General features: G+C 36.5%; 24 protein-coding genes and 1 riboswitch. Of the genes, 14 read left to right on the top strand and 10 right to left on the bottom strand.

Annotation, left to right across the window (positions count from 1 at the left end; translation table 11 throughout):
* Positions 1 to 50 precede the first annotated feature (50 nt).
* Complete coding sequence (locus OCV53_RS02070; protein ID WP_008392286.1) at positions 51 to 884, top strand: class II fructose-bisphosphate aldolase; 834 nt, start codon at positions 51 to 53, stop codon at positions 882 to 884.
* 389 nt (positions 885 to 1,273) lie between these two features.
* Positions 1,274 to 4,429 carry an isoleucine--tRNA ligase gene (gene ileS, locus OCV53_RS02065; RefSeq protein WP_055196414.1) on the top strand — a complete coding sequence of 1,052 codons (3,156 nt, stop codon included), beginning with the start codon at positions 1,274 to 1,276 and terminating at the stop codon, positions 4,427 to 4,429.
* A gap of 71 nt (positions 4,430 to 4,500) precedes the next feature.
* Here ileS and OCV53_RS02060 read toward each other — a convergent pair whose 3' ends face one another.
* From OCV53_RS02060 to OCV53_RS02050, 3 genes are all read right to left on the bottom strand, one after another.
* Positions 4,501 to 4,947: a helix-turn-helix domain-containing protein gene (locus OCV53_RS02060; RefSeq protein WP_055196413.1), complete on the bottom strand. Its 447-nt coding sequence runs from the start codon at positions 4,945 to 4,947 to the stop codon at positions 4,501 to 4,503.
* 40 nt (positions 4,948 to 4,987) lie between these two features.
* Entirely contained in the window at positions 4,988 to 5,332 is a 345-nt protein-coding gene (locus OCV53_RS02055) for a hypothetical protein (RefSeq protein ID WP_055196412.1), read from the bottom strand.
* 103 nt (positions 5,333 to 5,435) lie between these two features.
* The gene (locus OCV53_RS02050; protein WP_055196411.1) at positions 5,436 to 6,536 is read right to left on the bottom strand and encodes a serine/threonine-protein kinase; all 1,101 of its coding nucleotides are present in this window, start codon (positions 6,534 to 6,536) and stop codon (positions 5,436 to 5,438) included.
* Between the two features lie 154 nt (positions 6,537 to 6,690).
* Between OCV53_RS02050 and OCV53_RS02045 the strand changes: the two genes are divergently transcribed.
* The 4 genes from OCV53_RS02045 (at position 6,691) to pyk (ending at position 10,558) form a co-directional block, all read left to right on the top strand.
* Complete coding sequence (locus OCV53_RS02045) at positions 6,691 to 7,758, top strand: sortase family protein (protein WP_055196410.1); 1,068 nt, start codon at positions 6,691 to 6,693, stop codon at positions 7,756 to 7,758.
* A gap of 17 nt (positions 7,759 to 7,775) precedes the next feature.
* On the top strand, positions 7,776 to 8,492 hold the full coding sequence (locus OCV53_RS02040) for a Spy0128 family protein (protein ID WP_055196409.1): 717 nt from the start codon (positions 7,776 to 7,778) through the stop codon (positions 8,490 to 8,492).
* 79 nt (positions 8,493 to 8,571) lie between these two features.
* The gene (locus OCV53_RS02035) at positions 8,572 to 9,483 is read left to right on the top strand and encodes an N-acetylmuramoyl-L-alanine amidase family protein (RefSeq protein ID WP_022375543.1); all 912 of its coding nucleotides are present in this window, start codon (positions 8,572 to 8,574) and stop codon (positions 9,481 to 9,483) included.
* 100 nt (positions 9,484 to 9,583) lie between these two features.
* Positions 9,584 to 10,558, top strand: a complete 975-nt coding sequence (gene pyk, locus OCV53_RS02030; protein WP_022375542.1) for a pyruvate kinase — start codon at positions 9,584 to 9,586, stop codon at positions 10,556 to 10,558.
* 78 nt (positions 10,559 to 10,636) lie between these two features.
* On the opposite strand, the gene OCV53_RS02025 is transcribed toward pyk, so the two are convergent.
* Together OCV53_RS02025 and OCV53_RS02020 are read right to left on the bottom strand one after the other, a co-directional pair.
* A complete protein-coding gene (locus tag OCV53_RS02025) occupies positions 10,637 to 11,686 on the bottom strand; it encodes a phosphatidylinositol-specific phospholipase C/glycerophosphodiester phosphodiesterase family protein (protein WP_022375541.1) in 1,050 nt (349 codons plus the stop codon).
* Positions 11,687 to 11,748: 62 nt separating this feature from the next.
* On the bottom strand, positions 11,749 to 12,372 hold the full coding sequence (locus OCV53_RS02020; RefSeq protein WP_022375540.1) for a TIGR01906 family membrane protein: 624 nt from the start codon (positions 12,370 to 12,372) through the stop codon (positions 11,749 to 11,751).
* A gap of 133 nt (positions 12,373 to 12,505) precedes the next feature.
* Here OCV53_RS02020 and OCV53_RS02015 point away from each other — a divergent pair, with 133 nt between their 5' ends.
* The 5 genes from OCV53_RS02015 (at position 12,506) to OCV53_RS01990 (ending at position 17,822) form a co-directional block, all read left to right on the top strand.
* The gene (locus OCV53_RS02015; RefSeq protein WP_055196408.1) at positions 12,506 to 13,117 is read left to right on the top strand and encodes a hypothetical protein; all 612 of its coding nucleotides are present in this window, start codon (positions 12,506 to 12,508) and stop codon (positions 13,115 to 13,117) included.
* Between the two features lie 16 nt (positions 13,118 to 13,133).
* Positions 13,134 to 14,780 (top strand): adenine deaminase, encoded by a 1,647-nt coding sequence (ade, locus tag OCV53_RS02010; RefSeq protein ID WP_081019882.1) that lies wholly within the window; start codon positions 13,134 to 13,136, stop codon positions 14,778 to 14,780.
* A gap of 18 nt (positions 14,781 to 14,798) precedes the next feature.
* Positions 14,799 to 15,656 (top strand): polysaccharide deacetylase family protein, encoded by an 858-nt coding sequence (locus tag OCV53_RS02005; protein WP_055196406.1) that lies wholly within the window; start codon positions 14,799 to 14,801, stop codon positions 15,654 to 15,656.
* A 46-nt stretch (positions 15,657 to 15,702) separates the two neighbouring features.
* On the top strand, positions 15,703 to 16,206 hold the full coding sequence (locus OCV53_RS02000; protein ID WP_055196405.1) for an NUDIX hydrolase: 504 nt from the start codon (positions 15,703 to 15,705) through the stop codon (positions 16,204 to 16,206).
* A 242-nt stretch (positions 16,207 to 16,448) separates the two neighbouring features.
* Positions 16,449 to 17,822, top strand: a complete 1,374-nt coding sequence (locus tag OCV53_RS01990) for an MATE family efflux transporter (RefSeq protein ID WP_055196404.1) — start codon at positions 16,449 to 16,451, stop codon at positions 17,820 to 17,822.
* A gap of 97 nt (positions 17,823 to 17,919) precedes the next feature.
* Here the strand turns inward: OCV53_RS01990 and OCV53_RS01985 are convergent, their stop codons facing one another.
* From OCV53_RS01985 to OCV53_RS01975, 3 genes are read right to left on the bottom strand one after another with little or no spacing between them, the layout of a single operon-like run.
* The gene (locus OCV53_RS01985; protein ID WP_055196403.1) at positions 17,920 to 18,150 is read right to left on the bottom strand and encodes a hypothetical protein; all 231 of its coding nucleotides are present in this window, start codon (positions 18,148 to 18,150) and stop codon (positions 17,920 to 17,922) included.
* A 21-nt stretch (positions 18,151 to 18,171) separates the two neighbouring features.
* The gene (gene gltS / locus OCV53_RS01980) at positions 18,172 to 19,359 is read right to left on the bottom strand and encodes a sodium/glutamate symporter (protein ID WP_022375533.1); all 1,188 of its coding nucleotides are present in this window, start codon (positions 19,357 to 19,359) and stop codon (positions 18,172 to 18,174) included.
* Between the two features lie 19 nt (positions 19,360 to 19,378).
* Positions 19,379 to 20,374: a TAXI family TRAP transporter solute-binding subunit gene (locus tag OCV53_RS01975; RefSeq protein ID WP_081019880.1), complete on the bottom strand. Its 996-nt coding sequence runs from the start codon at positions 20,372 to 20,374 to the stop codon at positions 19,379 to 19,381.
* A gap of 133 nt (positions 20,375 to 20,507) precedes the next feature.
* Here OCV53_RS01975 and OCV53_RS01970 point away from each other — a divergent pair, with 133 nt between their 5' ends.
* Complete coding sequence (locus OCV53_RS01970) at positions 20,508 to 22,250, top strand: 1-deoxy-D-xylulose-5-phosphate synthase (protein WP_055196402.1); 1,743 nt, start codon at positions 20,508 to 20,510, stop codon at positions 22,248 to 22,250.
* 191 nt (positions 22,251 to 22,441) lie between these two features.
* Positions 22,442 to 22,524, bottom strand: a riboswitch (ZMP/ZTP riboswitch).
* 194 nt (positions 22,525 to 22,718) lie between these two features.
* Positions 22,719 to 23,270 (top strand): stage II sporulation protein R, encoded by a 552-nt coding sequence (spoIIR, locus tag OCV53_RS01965; RefSeq protein ID WP_242852083.1) that lies wholly within the window; start codon positions 22,719 to 22,721, stop codon positions 23,268 to 23,270.
* A 49-nt stretch (positions 23,271 to 23,319) separates the two neighbouring features.
* Here spoIIR and OCV53_RS01960 read toward each other — a convergent pair whose 3' ends face one another.
* A complete protein-coding gene (locus tag OCV53_RS01960; RefSeq protein ID WP_022375529.1) occupies positions 23,320 to 23,850 on the bottom strand; it encodes a class I SAM-dependent methyltransferase in 531 nt (176 codons plus the stop codon).
* A 138-nt stretch (positions 23,851 to 23,988) separates the two neighbouring features.
* A complete protein-coding gene (gene nudC / locus OCV53_RS01955; RefSeq protein WP_022375528.1) occupies positions 23,989 to 24,942 on the bottom strand; it encodes an NAD(+) diphosphatase in 954 nt (317 codons plus the stop codon).
* 167 nt (positions 24,943 to 25,109) lie between these two features.
* Here nudC and OCV53_RS01950 point away from each other — a divergent pair, with 167 nt between their 5' ends.
* On the top strand, positions 25,110 to 26,042 hold the full coding sequence (locus OCV53_RS01950; protein ID WP_055196401.1) for a glycosyltransferase family 2 protein: 933 nt from the start codon (positions 25,110 to 25,112) through the stop codon (positions 26,040 to 26,042).
* Positions 26,043 to 26,213: the final 171 nt, after the last annotated feature.

Below are 26,213 nucleotides of genomic sequence, written 5' to 3'. Positions count from 1 at the left end.
GATACAAGTGAAACTTATAAAGTAAAATTTTAGAATGAATTTTCGGGAGGATGAAACAGATGTTAGTAAACAGTAAAAAGATGTTAGAAGAAGCCAAAATAGGACATTACGCAGTCCCAGCAGCCAACATTGTAAACCTTGAGAATATCAAAGGAGTGATCGAGGCGGCAGAAGAAACAAAACACCCATTGATGGTGTGTCTGGCGGAGGTACATACACCGACATTAGGTATTGAAGAAGCAGCAGCGATCGTAAAATATTACGCAGAAAAAAGTAACCAAGATATCGCGCTTCATTATGATCATGGATTTACGATCGAGTTGGTTAAGAAAGCTATTGATGTCGGATTTACCTCTGTTATGATTGATGGATCAAGCCTTCCATTTGAAGAAAATGTGGCAAAGACAAAAGAAATTGTAGCATATGCACATGAAAGAAATGTTACGGTAGAAGCTGAAATCGGACACGTAGGAGAAGGAGACAGCTATCATGTTGAAGGAAATACAATGTTAACAACACCAGAAGAAGCAAAGAAATTTGTAGAACAGACAGGAGTTGATTCCCTTGCAGTATCTATTGGAACAGCTCATGGAGAATACAAAGGAATTCCACATCTGAATTTTGAAAGATTACAAGAAATTGCAACCGAGGTTTCTATTCCACTAGTACTTCATGGAGGATCTGGTTCTGGAGATGAAAATTTATCCAAAGCAGTAGAACTTGGAATTGCGAAAGTAAATATCTGTACAGACTTATTAAATGCAGCAAGAGATAATACAAAAGATGGATATGCCGAAAGAAGTTACTATGATAGTGTAACACTTGCAAAAGATGGATTTAAAGATTGCCTGAAACATTATTACGAAGTATTCCATACAAAATAAACAAAAAGAAATGCGAAAACATACAATTCAATATTGACGAACCGCCATTTCAAGTGTTAAGATAACTTAGTATGATAAAAGCGAAGAAGGAGACAGTACTTCTATCATGAACGCATGAGCGAGTCCGGGGCGGTGGAAGCCGGATGTTAGTAAGATAGGAAGGAAGATCACTCCCAAGCTGCAGGCTGAACAAAGTAAGCTGTGCCGGTATCCTCCGTTAACGGGATAACATATGATAGTATGTGAAATAGGTGGTTTAGAAGCAACGGTGTTGTCCTATTTTTAGGACTGCACCTTTTTTATTTTATAGGACGGCCTGCTTTATAGGGAAATCCTGTAAAAGTTCCTATTTCATTAGATTTTCTAATTAGTAAAAAGGAGAGATAAAGATGTACAAAAAAGTATCATCTGACATGAACTTTGTCGATCGCGAGAAAGAGACCGTAAAGTTCTGGAAAGAAAACGAAATTTTTGAAAAAAGTATCGAAGAAAGAAAAGACGATCCGACATACACATTCTATGACGGACCACCAACAGCCAATGGTAAACCACATATCGGACACGTTTTAACTCGTGTCATCAAAGATATGATTCCTCGTTATCAGACAATGAAAGGTCACAAGATCATTCGTAAAGCTGGATGGGATACACACGGACTTCCAGTTGAACTTGAAGTTGAGAAGATGTTAGGTCTTGATGGAAAAGAACAGATTGAAGAATATGGTATGGAACCATTCATCAAGAAATGTAAAGAAAGCGTTTGGAAATACAAAGGTATGTGGGAAGATTTCTCAGATACAGTAGGTTTCTGGGCTGACATGGAACATCCATACATCACATATGATAACAACTTTATCGAATCTGTATGGTGGGCATTAAAGCAGATCTGGGATAAGAAATTACTTTATAAAGGATTTAAGATCGTACCTTATTGCCCTCGTTGTGGAACACCATTATCCGCACAGGAAGTAGCACAGGGATATAAAGATGTCAAAGAACGCTCTGCGATCGTACGTTTCAAAGCCGTAGGTGAAGAAGCATATTTCCTTGCATGGACAACAACACCATGGACACTTCCATCCAACATCGGTCTTTGTGTAAATCCAGAAGAGACATACGCAAAAGTAGAAGCTGCAGATGGATATGTATACTACATGGCAGAAGCACTGCTTGATACAGTTCTTGGTAAATTAGCAGACGAAGAATCAGGAAAACCTGCATACAAAGTTTTAGAGACGTTTAAAGGAAAAGAATTAGAATACAAAGAATACGAACCATTATATGACTGTGCAGCAAAAGTTGCTGAAAAACAGCATAAGAAAGCATTCTATGTAACATGCGACGGATATGTAACATTAACAGATGGTACAGGTATTGTTCATATCGCACCAGCATTTGGTGAAGATGATGCCAAAGTCGGACGTAAATATGACATGCCATTTGTACAGTTAGTAGACGAACGCGGTAACATGTCAGAAGAAACACCATTTGCCGGATTATTCGTTAAGAAAGCAGATCCAGAAGTATTAAAGAATCTGGATAAACGTGGATTATTATTCGATGCTCCTAAATTTGAGCATAGCTATCCACACTGCTGGCGTTGTGATACACCACTGATCTATTATGCAAGAGAATCTTGGTTCATCAAGATGACAGAAGTAAAAGATCAGCTGATCGCAAACAACAACACAGTTAACTGGGTACCAAAGAGCATCGGTAAAGGACGTTTCGGTGACTGGTTAGAGAACGTACAGGATTGGGGAATCTCAAGAAACCGTTATTGGGGAACTCCATTAAATATCTGGGAATGTGAATGTGGACATCAGCATTCTATCGGATCTATCGAAGAATTAAAGAGCATGTCTGATAATTGCCCAGACGATATCGAGCTTCACCGCCCATATATCGATCAGGTAACAATTAAGTGCCCACACTGTGGAAAACAGATGCACCGTGTAGAAGAAGTTATTGACTGCTGGTTTGATTCAGGATCAATGCCTTTCGCACAGTGGCATTACCCATTTGAGAATAAAGAGATCTTCGAAGATAACTTCCCAGCAAACTTTATCTCAGAAGCTGTAGACCAGACTCGTGGATGGTTCTACTCCTTAATGGCAATTTCTACTTTATTATTTAATAAAGCACCATATAAAAACGTTGTCGTATTAGGACACGTTCAGGATGAAAATGGACAGAAGATGAGTAAGTCCAAAGGAAATGCAGTTGATCCATTTGAGGCATTAGAAGAACATGGAGCAGATGCGATCCGTTGGTATTTCTATACAAACAGTGCCCCATGGCTTCCAAACCGTTTCCATGCAAAAGCCGTTACAGAAGGACAGCGTAAATTCATGGGAACATTATGGAATACTTACGCATTCTACACATTATATGCAGAGATCGATCAGTTTGATCCAACAAAACATGCGTTAGAATATGATAAATTATCTGTTATGGACAAATGGCTGTTATCTAAGATGAACACAATGGTTAAATCTGTAGATGACAACTTAGGAAATTACAGAATCCCTGAAGCTGCAAGAGCATTACAGGAATTTGTAGATGATATGAGTAACTGGTATGTAAGACGTTGTCGTGACCGTTTCTGGGCAAAAGGAATGGAACAGGATAAGGTAAATGCATATATGACTTTATACACAGCATTAGTAACTGTATGTAAAGCAGCAGCACCAATGATCCCATTCATGACAGAAGAGATCTACCAGAACATCGTAAGAAGTGTTGATCCATCTGTAAAAGAAAGCATTCATTTATGCGACTTCCCTGTATACAATGCAGAACAGGTTGATGAGAAATTAGAAGCAGATATGGATCTCGTCTTAAAGATCGTTGTATTAGGACGTGCATGCCGTAACAGTGCAGCCATCAAGAACCGTCAGCCAATCGGACAGATGTATGTGAAAGCAGATGCAACACTGCCAGATTATGACGAAGCGATCATCTTAGATGAGTTAAATGTGAAGAATATCACATTTACAGATGATGTATCAAACTTCACAACATACAACTTCAAACCACAATTAAAGACTGTAGGACCAAAATACGGTAAATTAGTTGGAGGAATCAGAAACTATTTAGCCGGAGTTGATGGAAATGAAGCGAAAGCTGAATTAGACTCTAAGGGAGCATTAACATTTGAAGTTGATGGAACACCTGTAGAATTAGCCAAAGAAGATCTGTTGATCGAGATGGTAAAACAGGAAGGATTCGTAACAGAAGCAGACAACGGAGTAACAGTTGTCCTTGATACAAACTTATCCGAAGAACTGTTAGAAGAAGGATTCGTCCGTGAAGTAGTCAGCAAGATCCAGTCTATGAGAAAAGAAGCTGGATTTGAAGTAACAGACCATATCACATTCTCATACAAAGGATCAGACAAAGCAGCAGACATCATCGGAAGAAATGAAGCAGCAATTGCTAGTGACGTTTTAGCAGATGAAGTGAAAGCCTCTGAAGTTGTCGGATACGAAAAAGAATGGAACATCAATGGTGAGAAAGTTACTTTAGGTGTTGAGAAAAGATAAAATTTCATAAGAAATATAACAAAAGATCAGCTGAAGACAATATCTTACAGCTGATCTTTTTGTTGTTATTATTATGAATTCTTCTTAGAAAGTGAAATTACATCAAGTCCATGTTCTTCCAGAAAAATATTAATATCGATCAAATTCCATTTTTCATTATTGATATGCATCATGATTGCTGCATCCCTTGGAACTTTTGCATAAAGTTCTCCAAGTTGAGCAATGCGAAGAGCATGCTGTGTTGTTTTCAGATCCATATGCGCCCCAAGACACAAAGCAAGTAGATAATCTCTGGAAGGATGAGGTTTCTTACCATTTAAGATCTCATGAGCATAGCTTTGTGATATTCCGCTATTTTTAATAATCTGCGAAATTTTCATATCATGCTTTGCAATGTAAACAGAGAAAAAATCCTGCAGGCTTGGTAACTGTTGAAGATTCTTGAGATAATCTGAAAAATTCTCCAAAGAAGTTGATTTTAATTGTTGATCTAAATGATCGGTTAATTGATCCTGCATATGTAAACATCCTTTCTCTTCTTGTATTTATAATAAATGATCATTGCCCTTTCTTTAAAGAAACTGCTGCAAATACAGCACAGATCAGACACCAGGCAGCCCAGATATTTAAATCTGCATAACTTCCAGCCATGGTAAATCCACATAGTGCACCAAGTACAAATAAGACGATCAATGCGATATTACCACCTTTTGAACCATTTCTTGTAGCGATAGAAACGATTCCACCAGCTAATAAAATAATCGCAACGATCAGTCCGGCAGAACCACCGCTTTCTCCATTTTCTGCTAAAGAATTCGAAATCCCAGCAGCACAAGACTGAAACATTACAAATGCAAAAAGTACAATGGAGATGATTCCAGAGACTAATTTCCAAGTTTTCATAAATAATTCCTCCCTTCTATATTTCACAATATTAAGATTAGCAAATATTGTTATAGAAATGTTTCGCTGACAGCGTAAATTTTTCTGCCAGCGATATAAGAAATTACCATATAATACTTTCGATTAACATCATGACCATTATTAGGAAAACAATGATTCCGAATGAGATCAGACATTGCAATAGAATCTGAAATAATAGAGGAAAGGAACGCCCCAAAAATGATCTTGTGCGGATGTTTTTATAGTTAAAATTATAAAAAGTAAGACTTATAAAGATCAATAACATGAAAAAACGTTCATACCAAAGTCTCGTACCAGTAAGGACTAGCTGAGTTTGTGTATCAGAAAAATCCATTGAGAAACTACAATAAATAAAAAATAAATAACCAAGAAAAGCAACGATCATTTTCCAGAGATTTCCAGAACGAAATCCAGGAATATCTGATTTGATCGAAACAAAGGTAAAACCAGGTTTCCCAATATCGGAAGAAAGACTACTATGCAAGGCATTCTCGAGTTCAGAAATTGTCTGAAAACGCTCATCAGGATCCAGTCGGATACATTTTGAAATGACCGGGCGGTACCGGTTATCAGCTAGTTGATGTTTAGGATATTCACCAGTTAATAATCGGTTAAAAATAATTCCTAACGCATAGATATCAGACCGGGCATCTGACTGTCCAAAACCATACTGTTCTGGAGGAGCATATTCTTTGGTGCCAAGCAATTCTGTATCCTGTTCTCTCCCAGATTCATAATATCTGGCAGTATCAAAGTCTACGATATAGATCAGATTCTCACTAGTTAAAATAATATTAGACAATTTCAGATCACGATGAATGATCGGTGGCTTTAAATCATGAAGAGGCTTTAAGATATGGCAAAGCTTTTTCATAATTGATAAAGCATCTGAATAGATCAGGGTGTTCTGATCATTAAGCAGCTGTTCTAAAGTTTGACCATGGATATATTCTTCGATCAAGATCAAAGAATCATCATCCAAGATCATATCATAGATTGTTGGAATACCAGAAAGCTGTAAGTCCATCAACTGTTTATAAACATTAAAAGAAAATCTGGTTAAAACTTTCTTAACAAAAATCTCTCCAGATAGTTTGTGTTTTACAAGATATATATGATTGTGATCACCAAGTGTTGTCAGTTCCTCGTAACAGGATAGATGGTATTGTTCTTCTAGTGTCATATAGTTAAGATTCCTTTAATTAATGTGTAGGATAATTGCTATAAATAAGTTTAACAAAGTTGGTGCTGCCATTCAAGATGTTAAGAGAATGTCAAGGTAAGGCTAAAAATAAAACACAATCTTGAAATTATAGAAATACAATTATATTCAAGCAGTGACAATAGAGTATCAATCAGGGGAAGATTGGATCAAGATTACAGATGACACGAAAAATATTCCGGCAGATGCAAGAATTAAGATCACAGTAAACTACAAAAATATAGATGCAAAAGAACTCCTCAACCATAATAAGACATTAAGATACCATCTGCCGGAATTGTTTCAGGATAGTTTTGTAGTGCTTAATTCTATACAAGATGCAAACGGAAATAAGATCGGAACGATTAAAGTTGAGGATGATACACAAGATGTTTTGTTGAGTTTTGAGGAATCATTTCTTCAGCAGGATGAGGAAGAAAATAAAAAAATAAATGGTAATTTTTCTGTATATGTAACTACGGACAGACAACTGATCAAAGGTCAGCCACAGCAAACGATTAAATTCGGAGAGGTCACAAAAAAATTAAACTTCGAAGAAGACAGTGATGCAAGATTAGGAAATCTGGAACTTACAAAAACAGAACCAAGTTATAGTGAAGAAAATGGAAATGGCTACCTGACATACACATTGATCGCAAAAACAGGAGACGATCTAATGCCAGATGTGGTGGTCAAAGATCAGTTTACAAAGAATCAAACCTATATTGATTCTTACATAGGAGTTGATACAACAAAGAAAACAGCAGCACATCAGCCAAATGATAAAAACCTCCCATATGAAGGAAACGGAGAGCAGTTTGAAAGCAAAGTATATTTGCAAGATAGCACCAAACCAGGAACTTTGATCTGGGAGATCGGAGATATGAAAGCGAAGGAAATAAGGACGCTGACATATAAAGTAAAATTAAAAGATTTAAAGCCGAAAGGGAAGAAATATCCATTAAAGATCTTTGCAGTTCTGGTCGTAAGATCGACAGATTCCTATATTTTTGATCCATCGAAATATAAGAATAACAGACAGCAGTTTTTAAATTATGTAAAAATGAAAGCCAACTGGATGCAAAATGATAAAATAGAAATATTGAATTCACAAAGTGGGAACTATAGTGTTTTGGCACTCGGAACCTGTTCTACAGATCAGGTAGATGATCGAACCGTGGTTCTTGCAATGTACAAAAAATAAGAAGGGAGAGATGAAAGGTGAAAAAAATATTTGTGGTTGTGATCACAGCATTTTTATTTGCGATCAATGCAGGGAATCTTGAATATACATATGCGGCACAACATTCTGTTAATTTTTCTTTTCCTTTGAAATTTAAATGGGGACATGGAGGACTCGTTCGAGGACAAAAATATAAAATAAAATTAAAAGCATTACAGAAAAACACGCCAATGCCAGGAAAAAGTCAGAAAGAAGAATATATAGAAAGGGTCAAAGAAGGTGAAACGAAAGAAATGTTTCCATCCATCACCTATACAAGCCCCGGAGATTATAAATATGAATTAGAACTTATTCGTGGAAGAAATAAAGTATTGAAGAAATACTATTTACATATACAAGTATTAAATCATGGAAATGGAGAATTGTTTGTTACAACGGCAATCCACAAAAATACACAGGCAGGAGCAAAAGTAACAGAAATTCGTTTTATGGACCTCGTCGATGATGAAAATTTATATGATAAAGATCATGATAGCAACAGCGAGCATAACAAAAATGAACGATGTGATGAATATCTAAATGAAAAAAATAAGAACAGATCCGATTCAGGGACGAAAACAAAAACCAGCGAAAGCAGCAAGGCAAAAAGTAGAACTGGGGATGATAAAAAAGTGGAAATGTATCTATGGATGAGCATTATTTCATTAGGAATCTTACTTGTGATCGGGTGTAAAAAAATCAGTGGTAGAAGATGATTCTGCCACTGATTTTTTTGTAAAATACAAATTAAAGTGATAAAATAAAAAAATGATCATGAAATGAGCGGGGGAGCAAATGAAAAAGAATATAAGAAAAGTATTAGCACTAATGTTAGTATTATGTGCAAGTATTTCTGGCTGTGGAACTAAGAAACAAACGACGCAAGAGAAAACAACATCACAAAAAACAGCAGCGAAGGAAGTTATGACAATAACATCGAGCAAGAAACAGGAAACAAGAAAATTAAAAAAATCAAATTGGATCATAGAATTAGATCCAGGACATGGTGGTAATGACAGTGGTGCTGTAGGAGAAACAAATGATCAGCCGCAAGAAAAAGATATCAACTTAAAAATAGCGAAATATATCAAACAGGAACTTTCAAAAAATTCAAACATCAAAGTTTATCTAACAAGAACAGGAGACACAAAACCTGAATTAGGAGAGAGAGTACCGAAAGCAGTTCAGGATAAGGCAGATTTGTTCGTCAGCCTGCACAATAATGCAAAAGGTGAGATCGTAGACTATGACCATGGCTGTACAGTACTTGTGCCAACAGGGAATTATAACAAAGAAGTGTCCCAACAGGCACAGCTTCTTGGATGTTATTTTTTGAAGTATTTAGAGCAGACAGGTGTTGAGAATCAAGGATTATTGATGCGAACATCAGAGAAAAATGAGAAATATCCAAATGGAAAAATAAGAGATTACTATAGGGTTATTCATAACAGCATAGAAAAAGGAATTCCAGGCGTCATTGTGGAACATAGTTTTGTGGATAACGATAATGATGTGAAGCAGTTTTTAAAAGATGATTCTAAGATTAAGAAATTAGCCCAGGCAGATGCAAAGGCGATCAGAGATTATTGTCTTGGGACTGTGAAAGCGGAAAAAGAGGAGAAACAAAAAGTGACACTTATCAGGGATTCTAAGGGGAAGAATAATAAGTATTCAAGTAAAAAGTTTAAATTATATTATATAAATTAAGCGGTTATAAGAATATTAATTGCGTAAGCAGTGAAGAAGTTTTTGTGTTGGATATTCCTTGTGGAAAATGTTACAATAAAGCCAAAGGAAGTGATGCACAATGGAATACTACGGAACTCTAGGTCCAACATGTTGCGAACCAATAATATTAAAGAAGATGTTTGATGCAGGAATGACAGGTATCCGGTTAAACTTATCACATAGTTCATTAGAAACAAGCCAGTCATGGATTCAGCATTATTTTGATGCGGCCAGTCAAACAGGAAAAGAAAAGAAGCTTATGATCGATCTGATCGGTCCAGAATTAAGAATAGGAAATCTGGAAGGAAACATGGGACTTTCCAATGGTGCCCATGTGATTCTTGGACATGGAGGTATTCCGGCACCGAAGGAGATTTTCCCGTACATTAAAAAGAATCAGGAAATCTTACTTGATGACGGAAAGATCAAGCTGACAGCAGAACAGAAAATATCAGAATCCTCATGGAGATGTAAGATTATTTGTGGAGGAGTATTGACAGCACATAAAAGTATTGCAATGCCAGGATGCAGTATTAACAATCCAACGTTAACAGAGGCGGATTTAAGGAATCTTGCAGTGGCAAAGCAGTATAAAGTAACGGATGTCATGCTTCCATTTGTACGGAATAAAGCAGACTTGATCATACTAAGAGAAGCATTAAGAGAATATGGCTGCGAAGACATCAGAATTTTTGCAAAGATAGAAAATATGACAGGTGTCGAGCATTTGGAAGAACTGATTCCATATTGTGATTACATCGTGATCGCAAGAGGAGATCTTGGGAATGCAATGCCATTATCACAACTTCCAAGAATTCAGGCACATATTGCAAGAGTGTGCAGAAAGCACAACAAGGATTTCATGATTGTAACCCAGATGTTAGATTCCATGATAAAGAATCCATATCCAACAAGGGCAGAGGTAAATGATATCTATCATGCAGTTACACAAGGAGCCAGTGCATTGATGCTGACAGGGGAAACTGCACACGGTAAATATCCTGTGGAAGCAATGAAAATGCTTGTGGACACAGCGGAGGAATCAATCCTATGATCAAAGAACATATAATAAAATAAGCTATAAAAATCCCGGAAATAACTCTCCGGGATTTTTAAGCTCATGATATTAAAATTATTTTCCAAGTGCAGGAATGACAGTTTTCATATATCTGGAAGCAAACTTTGGACAATAAACTTCAAGATAATTTTTGTTGATTTCTGAAGGAATCATAAAATCAGAATAGATACCGTAAACACCTAATTTCATATATTCTTTTGTAAAATAAGAGTTATTTACTGTATGAGTGAATCCATAGATTCCTTCTTTGGCTAAAATATCCATACGATAGTCGTTGATATCATTCTGTGGGCTTGTGACACCCTCAAACCCATTCTTTTTACAGAATTTTACCATCTTATAGAATGCGACATCACGCTGCTTGTATGTGGTATACACAAAATGTTTGAATGGGTAGATTTTCTTTATTGTGTAATACATATTTTCGTTATAAATCTGTACGATCAAACGATCCAGATATTCAGTCTTTCCAGCCTTTTTTGCAGTCTGGACCAGAGTAGAGAATTCCTTTTGGACAGTTGGTGTGTCTGTAGATTTCGAATCAGTCATCAGATAAAAATCTTTATAACGTTCCATTGCATTCAGCATATCAAGAAAAGAAGTAGGCTTGTAACGGCCGTATAATTTGGTATTCTTAAATTCACGATAGCTAGCAGGATCACCATGTTTACTTAAAGGATCTGAAAGATTATCTCCCCAGGTATGTCTTCCGACAAGCACATTATCTGATGTAAGCTGAAGATCCATTTCAAAAATGCGGTATCCTTTTTGATAGTTTGAATAAAAACCATCAATGGAATTTAAATACTGTTTTCCATTAAGACCACCTAAGGCGTGTGCAATGCCATGATAGGTATACCATGGTTTTAAGGAAGTCTTTTCTTTTTCGGCTTCTTTTTTTGCTTTTTTATATTCATTTTCCATTTTCTGCTGTGCCTTTGCAGTGGCATTTTTTTTCGCCTTTTGCTGAGCGTAGTATGAATGAAAGCACACAGAAACGATCAGGATCAGAAATAGTACAATAAAAGCAAATATAAATTTTTTGTAACGAGACTTTCGAACACGATCTCTGACTTCTTTTGTTTTTATTTGTGAAAGTTTCATGATTCAAGCTCCTATCTTAATATAAATGTAATAATTGACACAAATAATTAATAACTCAACAATTATATCATAAACTTGTGGTGAAAAAAAGAACGAAATAAGATACAAAGCAAACTTCCTGACAGGATCAGCAAAATGATCATGACTGCACATTGAAGAAAAAATGTATCAGGAAGGATTGTGATTACAGGATCGAGAGCTTCATCAAAGAGCCAGTAGTCATTACGAAACATGATCTTATGAAACATAATAAATACAGCTTCCCAGTTAACAGCAGTCATGATGCCAGCGATCGTTGGAAGTAATATCGTAATGATCGAAGATATTTTTAAAAACCTGAGATCACGTTTTCGGATTTGTGTGGTAACGAGATAACAGGATAAGATTAATGTAATGATACAGGCAATCTCAATTGTATCAAAGATACGTTTTACATCTTCAAAATGAATTCGTCCTTCTCTGGACATCGGCATAGTAAGTTTTAGCTTTCCAGAATGAAAAAACTGATTATAATCGATCAATTCGTCATAATTTTTTTTAATGATATTTTTGGAAAATCCAGAAGTTTCTTCTATTTTCAAAGCGGAAATATCATGATAATATAAAGGTCGGAAGTTTAATGTTATCGTAACAGATGCACTGATGATAAAAAGTGCAAGACATAAGGAAGTCATGATATTTTTCATAAGTGTTGTCATCCTTTCTGCAAAATAATAATATCGGTTAATGATAACAATATTAACATAAAGAAAAGAATAAATTCAATAAATTTAAAAATAAGTGAAAAAGCGTAGAGATATAATAAGAAAGGAATAGATTATGAGGAAGGAACTTTGCTGTCCGCAGATCATAAAAGATGGCAGGATCATTGGATATGGAGGAGATCAGGAATGGTTCCCGGGAGATTTCCAGCGGTTAGCAGGATGTGGAAGCGTGACAGGAAGTAATATTGCAGTGATTTATGCCATGAATAAGGATGAATTCAAATCATTATATCAGCCAGAAGAAGGACAAGATGCGAAAGAACAGGAACAATATCTGAAACTGATGCAGACAATGTATCAATATATGAAGCCAGGATTTATGGGATATCCATTGATCGGAAGATTTGCAAAAGATTTTAAAAGATATGCGGCAGATAGAGGAATAGAATTTAAATCTGAACAATTATTTTTGCCAAAGAGTAAAGAGCAGGCACTGGATTTCATTTTGCCTTCATTGAAAGAGGAAAATCCAGTTGCATTTTTGATCTTAAGGCATCCGGCATATGAGCTTCGAGAAGATAACTGGCATTGGGTAACGATCACAGGGTTTGATGAAGAAAAAGAACTACTGATCTGGTCAAACTGTGGAGAACGCGAAGAAATCGACTGGAATATGTTATTTGATACAGATAAGAAATATTATGTTGGAATGGTTAAGTTTCAATGAAACAGGAGGGAAGAATATGTATGATTTTATCTTAAAGAATGGAAATGTCATTGATGTAAAGAATGAAAAGATTGACCAGGCTGATATTGCAGTGAAAGATGGAAAAATCACAGGAGTTGGTCATTTTTCAGGGGAAAATGAAATAGATTGTACAGGAAAATACATTGCACCAGGATTTATTGATGCACATGTGCATATTGAATCAAGTATGGCAACGCCAATGGAATTTTCAAAGGCGGTTATGCCGCATGGAACGACAACAGTGATCGCAGACCCACATGAGCTGGTGAATGTTAAAGGAAATGAAGCGATGGAATATATTCTTGATGCAGCAGGTGATGCTCCGCTTGGCATATATGTTATGATGCCATCTTCTATTCCGGCAACTCCATTTGAGACAAATGGAGCTGATTTCACAGCAGAAGATATGAAACAGTGGAAAGATCATCCGCTTGTACTTGGGCTTGGGGAGGTTATGTGTTACCCAGCAGTTTTAAGCAAAGAAGAACAGATCATGAAGAAGCTTGAATTATGCAAAGGAATGATCATTGACGGCCATGCACCAGGGCTTACTGGTGACGATCTCAAGGCTTATGTAGAAGCCGGAGTTATGACAGAACATGAATGTACATCGTTTGAAGAAGCGAAAGAAAAATGCCTTGCTGGAATGAAAATCCTTGTCAGAGAAGGAAGTGCAGCAAGAAATGTAGAAAATATTGTTCCAGGTCTTGTTAAAGAGCCAGAATATATTGAAAAATTTATGTTTTGTACTGACGATAAACACCTTGATACTATTGAAAATGAAGGTCATATTAGTTACAATATAAAGAAGAGTATCGAGCTTGGAATGGAACCTGTACAGGCAGTAAAGATGGCAACTTACAATGCAGCTAAGACTTATGGTTTAGATGATATTGGAACATTGGAAGAAGGTAAGGATGCAGATATTGTGATTCTTGATGCCTTAGAAGATGTAAAGGTATCTTCTGTATATAAACAAGGACAGCCAGTGAACAGTGAATTCTTCTCAAAGGAAGCAAAACCAGTGGAAGAATCTATGCTTCACACAGTGGTCTTAAAAGACATTTCCAAAGATAAGATTCAGGTGAAAGCAGATGGAGAGATTCCAGTGATCGGAATGATTCCGGGACAGATCGTTACAACATTTTTGCATGAGGAAGTTCCGAATGATCATGGATGGTTCACACCAGATAGTGAATACTCCAAACTATGTGTATTTGAACGCCATCGTGGAACAGGGAATGTATCTGCAGCACCGATCAAAGGATATGGTATTACAAATGGTGCGATCGCAACATCTGTGGCACATGATTCTCATAATATCATTGCAGCAGGAGATAACGATGAAGATATCATCAAAGCAGTACAGACGATAGAAGAGATACAGGGCGGATACGCATTGGTATCTGAAGGCAAAGTTTTAGGTACACTACCGCTTACGGTTGCGGGACTTTTAAGTCAGGAACCGGCAAAAGACATCCAGAAAGGAATTGATGATCTGTTACAGAAAGCATGGAAACTTGGAATATCCAGAGATATTGATCCATTTATCACATTATCATTTATGGCTCTTCCAGTGATTCCATCATTAAGACTTACAGATCTTGGTTTAGTGGATGTAGATACATTTAAATTATTATAAGGAAAGAAGAAGGGTACAATGGCCAGAAGAAGAAAAAGAAGACGGTTGAATGTAGGAAGAATTGTGGGACTAGTAGTGATCATTGCAGTGATCGTAGTCGGAGCATTCTTTATAACAACAAGATTAGGACGAACAAGTTATGCATCTGTTAATAAATCCATGGGAGAATACATGGTAAAGGCAAATGATAACCTGCTCGGCAAAGGAACAGATAAAGAATTTAAGAAATCACTCTATGTTCCAAGAAAGATTGATAAAACGAAGAAACTGATCGCATTTACATTTGATGACGGTCCATTAAAGGGAAATACAGAACGAGTTATTGCAGCATTAGAGAAGAACGATGCAAGAGCAACATTTTTCATGTTAGGGCAGAATGCAAATTACTATCCAGAGACAGTTAAGAAAGTCTTAGAATCTGGTAATGAAGTATCAAGTCATACATGGAATCATACATACCTTCCAAAATTAAGTGCAGCACAGGTAAGAGCACAGGAAGACAAAACAGCTAATGTGATCTACAAAGCATGTGGAAGCAAACCAGTCAGTGTAAGACCTCCATACGGAGCAATTAACGAGAATGTGAAACAGGGAATTGACACGGCCTTGATTCTTTGGAGTGTTGACACATTAGACTGGAAGACAAAGAACACAGACGCAACAGTAAAGACAATCTTAAAACATGCAAAAGACGGAGATATCGTGTTAATGCATGACATTCATAAGCCAACAGTTGCGGCAGTAGAGAAAGTATTACCAATCCTTAAGAAGAAAGGATATGAAGTTTGTACAGTTTCTGAACTGTTAGAGGCAAAAGGTGTGAAAGTTCAAAAAGGCGATAAAGTCTTTAGTGCAACTGATATTATTAGAAAATAATAAGATTTAGAATCATCAAAAACACATCCAAGGAGAATACAAAATAATGGAAGAAAGATGGGACATCTACGATAAAAACAAACAACCAACCGGTCGTATAATGAAGAGAAATGACTGGACATTAAAAGACGACGAATATCATTTAACGGTTCTTGGAGTTATTAGAAGACCAGATGGAAAGTTCCTGATCACAAAGAGAGTCATGACCAAGGCATGGGCACCAGGATGGTGGGAAGTGTCTGGAGGAGCTGCACAGGCTGGAGAGGCTTCTTATGATGCAGTGCTTCGTGAAGTAAAAGAAGAAACAGGACTTGATGTCAAAGGCGCAGAAGGCGGATACATGTTTACCTATAAGAGAGAGAATCCAGGAGAGGGAGATAACTATTTTGTAGATGTTTACCGCTTTACATTGGATATTGATGACAGTGATGTAAACTTTCAGGAAGCCGAGATTGATGGGTATATGTTTGCAACAACGGATGAGATCAAAGATTTTGCAGAAGAAGGCATTTTCTTACATTACGACAGCATAAAAAAAGTATTTGAATAAATGGAAAGAATCGACGAAAAAGATGCAAGATAAGTCCATTTGATGGCAAAGTTGTTTATCAGAGAGTGTTTAATACGATTAAATTATATGCCAAACAAAGAAGATTAATCTCCATAGTTTCAGATCAGATTCATGAAAAAGAAAAAAGCAATCAGATGTGTATGATGTACTTGTCAGCGAACGGGTATACAAGATGATATTCTGGAAAAGATTCATTATAAATAATAAGAAGAGGATGAATTATGAGTTCAATAACAAAACGCAGTAAATATGAAATTGATATGTGCAATGGGACGATCATGGACAAACTAATATCATTTTCGTTACCGTTGATGTTATCAGGAATCCTGCAATTGATGTTTAATGCAGTCGATATTATCGTAATTGGAAGATTTAGTGGAAGCCAGTCATTGGCAGCAGTTGGTTCTACGACAGCCCTGATCAATATGTTTACCAATTTGTTTATTGGAATCTCATTGGGAGCGAATGTATTATCAGCGAGATTTTATGCAGCGGGTAAGGACAAAGAGATGTCAGAGACTGTACATACGGCGATCACACTTGCATTGATCAGCGGGATTATAATGGTATTTGTAGGTTTGATCTTTGCAAAACCAGTGTTAGAACTGATGGATACACCAGATGATGTAATCAATCTTTCAACACTTTATATGAGAATTTATTTTATGGGAATGCCATTTTTTATGCTTTATAATTATGGTGCATCAATCTTAAGAGCCGTTGGAGATACAAAACGTCCGTTATTTTTCCTGATCATAGCAGGAATCGCGAATGCAGGACTTAATATGTGTCTGGTGATCATTTTTCATCTTGGAGTAGCTGGAGTAGCGATCGGAACTGTGATCTCGCAGTTTATTTCAAGTGTTCTTGTATTACGCTGCCTGTATCAGTCACAGACAAGTTATCAGTTGCGATTTTCAAAATTAAAGATTAACGTAGAGTATTTAGAACAAATCTTCCAAGTAGGAATTCCAGCAGGAATCCAGAGCACAGTCATTAACTTTTCAAATGTACTGCTTCAGTCATCTGTAAACTCATTTGGTTCGATCGCAATGGCTGGATATACCGCGGCGAATAATATTTTTGGCTTCTTATATGTGACAGTCAATGCGGTAACTCAGGCATGTATGAGCTTTACAAGCCAGAATTATGGCGTTGGAAAATGGAAACGAATGGACAGAGTATTGATTGATTGTTTGATTTTATCATTTATAGCAATGATGATTCTTGGAAATAGTGCATATTTCTTTGGACCAAAACTTTTGACGATCTATACAAGCAATCCAAAGGTTATTCAGTGTGGAATGGAAATCTTATTATATACAACAGTAACCTATTTCCTATGTGGATTCATGGATCTGTTTCCAGGTGCGTTGCGTGGAATGGGGCGTTCTGGTGTGCCGATGATCCTTTCGATCATTGGAACGGTTGGAACAAGAATCGTATGGATCTTCTGGATCTTCCCAAGTCACAGGTCGTTAGATATTTTATTTATTTCATATCCGGTATCATGGATTATAACGATCATCTTACAGGTTATCTGCTATTACTTTGTGAGAAAACAATTGTACGGAAAAAAGATTGCACAAGCATAAATATCAAATAATATATAAAAATGTCGTATGTCAGTAAATTATTTTGACATACGACATTTTTGATTCATAGTTGATTTAAATAAAATCTAAGACTTGATCATTTTTTCTTTTTGTGGAGATGAACTTCAGGAATTGCTACATTATCATAAAGAATAGAATGTTCTTCTTCTTTTTCAACTTCCTGTTCATCAATTTGTTCTTCTATCTCATCAAAATCCTTTGTGTGGATCTCTGGGATAGCAACATTCTCGCTTTTCATTTTATAGTCTAGTTTTTCTCTGAGGTTTTTTTTGATCTCATCACGTTTCTTTTTTCTCTTTCCAAACATTTTCATTGACTCCCTTTAAGATTATAGAAAATTGATAAAAAATGTAATTACCAGACTGTTTAAGAAGTCTGCAAATAAACTACCGATCAAAGGCACCAGAAGGTAAGCTTTGACAGATGGAACATAACGTTCACAGATGGCCTGCATATTCGCCATGGCGTTTGGAGTGGCTCCCATTCCGAAACCACAGACACCAGAAGATAATACAGCAGCATCATAGTCTCTTCCCATGATATTAAATATTACGAAATATGTAAAGAAGAACATTAAGATTGTCTGACCTGCAAGTAATGTGATCAGTGGAAGTGCAAGGTCTGCAAGCTGCCATAATTTTAATGTGATCATGGCGATTCCCAAAAACAGGGATAAGCTGATACCACCGATGTCGTTGATTTCACCCATATAAATTGTAAATTTTCCAGAATACTCACCGATGTTACGCATACATGCAGCAGCGATCATAGCACCAATATAAATTGGGAATGTCATTCCTGTCATGGATAGGAACTTGGAAATGATCGTTCCAATACCAATAGCAATGATCAGCTGAAATACAGCAGCTGGATACATGCTGGTGTGACGTTCATGTTTCTTTTCTTCTTCTACCAAAAGGCTGTCATCTTCAGGAATAGCAGTTTTTAATAGATCTTTTTTCTCGATCAGTCGTTTGCCGACAGGTCCACCCATGATACTTCCTGCGATCAGACCGAAGGTTGCGGCAGCAGTACATAGTGTGCTTGCTCCTTTTACACCAAAGTCTTCAAGAACAGGGCCGAAAGCACCGGCAGTTCCATGACCACCGATCATAGGAATAGAACCAGTACACAGACCAACCAAAGGACTGATATGAAGTACTTTGGCAAGGCCGACTGCAAGGAAGTTCTGACTTACGATCAGAGCGATCACAAGCATAAGGAAAATGATCAAAGATTTTCCACCGCTTTTTAATACCTTTAAGTTTGCCTGAAATCCAACAGAAGTAAAGAAGAATACCATACATACTTCTTTCAAAATATCATCAAATGAAAATTCGGCGATTCCTGTTACAAAGCAGATACATGTAAAAACTGCAAAGATAACACCACCGATAACAGGTGCAGGAATGCAAAATCGTTCTAAGATTGCAATTCTGTGTTTTAAAAAGTTTCCTAACATCAAAACGACTACGGCGACCGCGATCGTCTGATACATATCTAGTTGTATTGTCATTTATTTATACCGCAGCGGATTAATTGCTTCCTTTCTCTGTATTTACCGTGATTCCATATTGTTTGTAGTAAGCAGCTGCACCATCATGGAATGGAATCGTGATTCCCTCTACAGCAGTTTTCTCATCAAGAGAAATATCTACAGGGAGTGCATACTGAATCTTCTGTTCATTTGCAAACAGAATCTTTGTGATTTGTTTAACCGTATCTTCAGACAACTTGTCACTTGCAAGAAGTACCGCTTTAACACCGACAGTTTTTACAGGCTGAGTCTGATCAGTATAAGTATTTGCAGGAATTGAGTATTCTGTGTAAAACTTATAAGACTTCTTCAGACGATCAATACCTTTCTGGTCAAGGCTGATAAGACGGATCTTACGTTGCTTTGCTAATTCGTTGATCACAGTTGTCTGTACTCCAGCGGTACAGAAAAGAGCATCAATATCACCAGAATTCAATTTCTTTGCGGCGTTTGTGTAATCAAGATTTACTTCATCAACAAGCTTTTCATTTAATCCGTAAGCACTTAAGATCTGTATAGCATTCTGTTCTGTTCCAGATTCTTCCTCACCAATACTGACTTTCTTTCCTTCCAGATCTTCAATAGAATGGATTGATGAATCAGCAGGTACGACAATCTGACACGCTTCAGTATAAAGCGAAGCAATGGCACTATATCCTTGATATTTTTTATCATTTTCAAAAATACCAGTGCGCTCATATGCATCATTGATCAAATCCATTTGGGCAACTGCCATCTGGATATAATCTTTTGACAACAGACGAAGGTTCGCCGCGGAACCAGCAGTTGTTTTTACTTCGATATTATAGTTTTTGCTTTTGGATGTGACAAGGTTTGCAAAAGTATCACCAAAAACCTGATAAGTACCACCAATACCAGCAGACCCAAAACGGATCTTCCCGGCATTAACCCCACATCCAGTCAGGCATGTGCAGATCATGACTGCAACAGCACAAAGGATTGTAAGTTTTTTCTTCAAAGTATCACCTCTTATTATTTATTTGCTCAGTGTATGTTATTATTTTAACATTAAATTACTATTTCGAAAAGATAAAAAATCTTGACTTAGAGTGTACTCCAACTTATATAATAAAAAAACGAATAAAAATCAGATAAGGAGAAAGAGCATGTATATTGAAAATATCAATGGACCAGAAGATGTCAAAAAATTATCCGATGAGCAGTTAAATGTCCTTGCCGAAGAGATTCGTAAGGCATTATTAGAAAAATTAAGTAAGCATGGAGGCCACTTTGGGCCAAACTTTGGTATGGTAGAAGCAACGATCGCTATGCATTATGTATTTGAATCACCAAAAGATAAGATCGTATATGACGTTTCTCATCAGTCTTACCCACACAAGATGTTAACTGGTCGTAAAGATGCATTCTTATACGAAGAACATTATGATGATGTATCAGGATACAGTAATCCAGGAGAAAGTGAACATGATCATTTTACGATCGGCCATACATCAACTTCTGTAAGTCTTGCATTAGGACTTGCCAAAGCAAGAGATTTAAAAGAAGAAGATGAAAATGTGATTGCAGTGATCGGTGATGGATCTTTAAGTGGAGGGGAAGCTTTAGAAGGACTTGATTACGCAGCAGAATTAGGTGGAAATCTAATTATCATAGTCAATGACAATGATATGTCGATCGCAGAAAACCATGGTGGATTATATGAAAATTTAAAAGAACTTCGTGAAACAAATGGGGAAGCAGAATGCAATCTTTTCAAAGCCATGGGATTAGATTATATTTATGTCAAAGAAGGAAATAAAATTGCTGATCTGATCAAAGCATTCAAACAGGTCAAAGATACAAAAAAAGCAGTTGTCGTTCATATTAATACGCAAAAAGGAAAAGGATATAAATTAGCCGAAGAACATAAAGAAGACTGGCATTACTGTGCTCCATTTGATGTGAAAACAGGAAAACCTTTATATTCATTTGAAGGAGAAGATTTCTCAAGTGTAACAGCAGATTATCTCTTAAAGAAAATGAGAGAAGACAAAAAGGTAGTAGCTATCACATCAGCAACACCAACCGTTATGGGATTCACAGAAGACAAACGTAAGGAAGCTGGAAAACAGTTTATTGATGTTGGAATCGCAGAAGAAACAGCAATGGCAATGGCAGCCGGAATCGCAGCAGGTGGTGGAAAACCAGTTTATGGAGTATATTCAACATTCGTACAGAGAACATATGACCAGATCACACAGGATCTCTGCATTGACAGCAATCCAGCAACGATCGTTACATTCTGGGGATCCGTATATGGAATGAATGATATAACACATCTTGGATTACAGGATATTCCAATGATGAGCAATATTCCGAATCTGGTATATCTTGCCCCAACAACCAAAGAAGAATATCTGGCAATGTTAGACTGGAGTATCGATCAGGACCAGTATCCAGTAGCGATCAAACTGCCAGGAGGGAAAATGATCTCAGATGGCAAAGAAGTAACAAAAGATTTCAGCCAGTTAAATAAATATGAAGTAACACAAAAAGGAAGCAAAGTTGCGATCATCGGACTTGGAACATTCTACAACATGGGATGTGAAGTTGCGAAAGCAGTAGAAGAAAAGACAGGAACAAAAGCAACTGTGATCAATCCATATTATATTACAGGAATTGATGAAGCATTATTAGAAGGTCTTAAGAAAGATCATGATGTAGTGATCACATTAGAAGATGGATTCTTAGAAGGTGGATTTGGCGAGAAGATTACAAGATTTTATGGTAATTCTGATATGAAAGTATTGAATTATGGAGTTAAGAAAGAATTGCTAGATCGCTATGATGTGAAGGAATTGCTTAAGAAGAATCGATTGACAGTTGAGCAGATCGTAGAAGATCTGTAAGATTTAAATAGTATAAAAAAGAATCCTGAAAATAACAGGATTCTTTTTTTATTACAAATATAAATCTGGACGGTGGAGCGTGTTAAGTGAAAAATTTAAAAAAGAGAAAAATTGAGTGATTTTTTAGGGCTGACAGATGTTTCATTCTGTCTAAAATGTAGTAACAAACTAAAAAACGCCGCACGTCCAGACAAGATTGCCCAGACGGCCGGCGATTAATGATCATACTCCCATGTGGTTGATTCCACGTGCTCCGTCAGTCATATGACCTCATGGGTATTAGGTTACTATAACTGATAAGATTCGTCAAGCCAGAATTTTAAGAAAATACAAATATTTTTGTATGAAATTTCAGACAATTATAAAATGATGATGAATAAAAACAAGTAAGTAGGGCATCCTTTGAGCATGAACAAAAAAAACATGATCAGAGGATGTCTTTTCTTTATCATAATTGCTGGAAGCATCATGATATGGCAAAGATATACTTTTCATAAAATACAACAAAACAAAATACAGCAAAATTTAAAAAATAATCTGATCCGTTTCCATGTCAGAGCAAACAGTGGCAGCAGCTTTGATCAGGCGTGTAAATTAAAAGTAAGAGATGCTGTGATCAGCAAAGTCAGTCAGATGATGGATAAGGCAGATACAAAAGAGGAAGCATTTGACATCCTAAAAAAACAAAAAGATAGTATAAAAAATACGGCACAGGAAATATTAAAGAAAGAGGGAGTTATACAAAAGGTAAAAGTACATTTTGTACAGGAAAAATTCCCAGAGAAAACTTACGGACAATATACATTTCCAGAAGGAATCTACGATGCATTAAGAATTGATCTTGGAGAGGCAAAAGGACATAACTGGTGGTGTGTCATGTTTCCAGATCTATGCGTAACAAAAGATGACAAAGTAAGAATTAACAATACGGCAAGAAAAAAGATGGAGAAACTTTTAGGAAAAAAAGCAGTTGAGAAAATTACAAAAGATAAATATCTTGGATGGTTGTTTAAAGCATAAGAAAAATGGAGCGGTCAAATTGTACCGCTCCATCTTAAAGTTACGTATTCTATGCTAATGGTTTCTTTGCAGAGACAAGAAGTAAACGTTTCTTCTTATATACTCTGAATTTTGTAAGTCCTGCATTCTTAAAATATCCTAAAGTCTCATATGTAGAATGTCTGCGGTTGTCGCCGGCAGTTAAATAGGATGGAATATTAGAAACAATTCGCAGAGCATCAGGCAGAGCAGACTCACCAATATAAAGTCTTCCACCAGGAATTAAAACACGAAAAGCTTCATTAACAAACTTCTGTGGATCTTTGAATGTATGGAAATCATCACAAACGGTGATCACACGGAAACTATTGTCATCGAAAGAAAGGAAATCACTGTAGCTTGTCTCAAAATGAAGGTCTGGCCAGTTTGACCTTGCCTCAAGAATCTTATCTTCAGATTCATCAATTCCATATCCTTCAACATCTTTCCAACGAGTCAGTTCATGTAAAAAAGTACCATCACCGCAACCGACATCTAATATATTGTCTGCATCTCTGATACAGATCTTCTTGATCATTTCATCCCGTAAAGCATCTCTCATAAGAAACTCCTTTCGTATGCCTTGTGGTTTATATGGCATCTCCCTGTTACTCTTAATAATACCAGAAAATGGTATCTTTGGAAAGGAGAGCACTAAGGAGTGATTATAGCATAGATACAGAATTTGTCAAATTGTGATTTAAATTCTTCCTTCCTTAAACTCACGCATCATCTCATTTGTCAGACTAAAATCATTTGGTTGTAATTCGATCTCATCTCGTGTTTTCCATTCTGCAAGTTTCAATTCAGAAGCATCCATATGAATGCCGGTATCACCATCAACTTCACAGTAGAATCCAGCAAGCAGATCATCAACAACACCCCAAGGCTGGGATTTGTAATACTGAATATTTTTTACACGAAGTCCAGCTTCTTCCATAACTTCACGTGAGACTGTCTCTTCCAGAGTTTCCCCGATCTCTGTAAATCCGGCGATCAGGGCGAATGGAGTAAATCCCTTGCGGTATTTGGTAAGAAGAAGTTTATCACCATTTTTAACTCCGACAATGACTGCAGGTACGATTCTTGGATAGATCAGATGGCCACAGGAAGGACATTTTAAGGCACGTTCTGTAGAAGAATGGACAGTTTCATGACCACAGCAGCCACAGAAACGATTGGTACGGTACCAGTTATAAAGATGCAGACCTGTGATCGCAGCAAAAGTACGGTATTTTGGACCGATCTGCTGATTGCGGAGATCACGTACCGTACAGAAGTTATAACCTTCAGGAATCTCTTCAGGATCTTTATTTAATAAGAAGTAATCATCATCGTCAACAGAAAAAAGATAAGTAAGAGTATCTTCTGTAACATGAGCATCATTTACAAAATCACTTAGGCGGGGAAAAGATAAAAATAAATCCTCTTCATTTAAAAGAGTAGGCCTTGCAAGTTTTCTGCCATCTCCAGTATGGATCATTTCATCAGGCAAAAAGAGATTCTCCTGCCCCATTTCTTCCAGATCAGATTTCTTTAATAAACGATGAAGAAGGCCATCCTTTGTGAAATATAAAATGATACTGTCAGCATCAGGTTTTTTGGCTGGATCGTAGTGATTGTCTAATTTATGAGGGTAAATATCTTGAATCATAGTTGGTTGTTCCATTCCTTTCTATATATAGTAAATAAAAAACAATATTATCATATCAGAATCATGTAAAAAATCCTAGATAAAAACTAAGTAAAGACAAAACGAAACAGAAGTGATATACTATCTAAGTAAGTGAAAGATATATACAATTAAAGGTAGGATCACATATGAGTAAGTTATGTAGTTGCATTGTTCCATGTTTTAATGAAGAGGAAGTAATTCCGCTTTATTATGAGGAGATGCAGAAAGTAAGGAAACAAGAAGAAGGGAAAATTGACTTTGAGATTATCTTTATCGATGATGGAAGTAAAGATAAGACATTAGAAGTTATAAAGAAATTAAGCGAACAGGATGAATGTATTCATTATGTATCATTTTCCAGGAACTTCGGAAAAGAAGCTGCGATGTATGCAGGATTTGAACATGCCAATGGTGAATATGTTGTGACAATGGATGTTGATCTTCAAGATCCGCCACATTTAATTCCAGAGATGATCCGAAGCATCGAGGAAGAAGGATATGATAGTGTGGCAACAAGACGTGTTACAAGAAAGGGAGAACCACTGATCCGCTCATTTTTCGCAAGACGTTTTTATGGATTGATCAATAAGATCTCTGATGCTGATATCGTAGATGGAGCCAGAGATTTTCGTATGATGAAGAGAGATATGGTTAACGCAATCCTTTCCATGCCAGAATATAACCGATTTACAAAAGGTATCTTTGGATGGGTAGGATTTAAAACAAAATGGATTGAATTTGAGAATGTAGAACGTGCAGCAGGAGAGACAAAGTGGTCATTCTGGAAATTATTCCGATATGCATTAGAAGGAATTATTGCATTCTCCACAGTGCCGCTTACGATCGTATCACTGATCGGAGTGATCGTTTGTATCATCGCATTTTTATTCCTGTTGTTTGTTGTCATAAGAGCAGCAATATTTGGAGATCCGGTCGCAGGATGGCCGTCATTGATCTGTGTTATCAGTTTCTTAAGTGGAATTCAGTTACTTGGAATCGGAGTTGTAGGAATGTATTTGTCTAAGACATATTTAGAGACAAAGAAACGTCCGATCTACATTAAAAAAGAAAGTAAATAAGATACGAAATATTCTTCTTTTATGAGATATATATAAAGGAAGAATATTTTTTTTCTCTTTTTAGCAAAAAATGACCAATTGTACAAAAAATAAAAATGACCAACGTTCAATAAATAGTTGACTTTTATCAAGAAAGTGCATATAATAACGAATGATTTAAGGAGAAGAAAC

It is taken from the genome of Anaerostipes amylophilus (assembly GCF_025567365.1).
Classification (GTDB): domain Bacteria; phylum Bacillota; class Clostridia; order Lachnospirales; family Lachnospiraceae; genus Anaerostipes; species Anaerostipes amylophilus.
The sequence above is the reverse complement of the archived record's forward strand: the minus strand, read 5'-3'. Positions and strand labels throughout refer to the sequence as shown.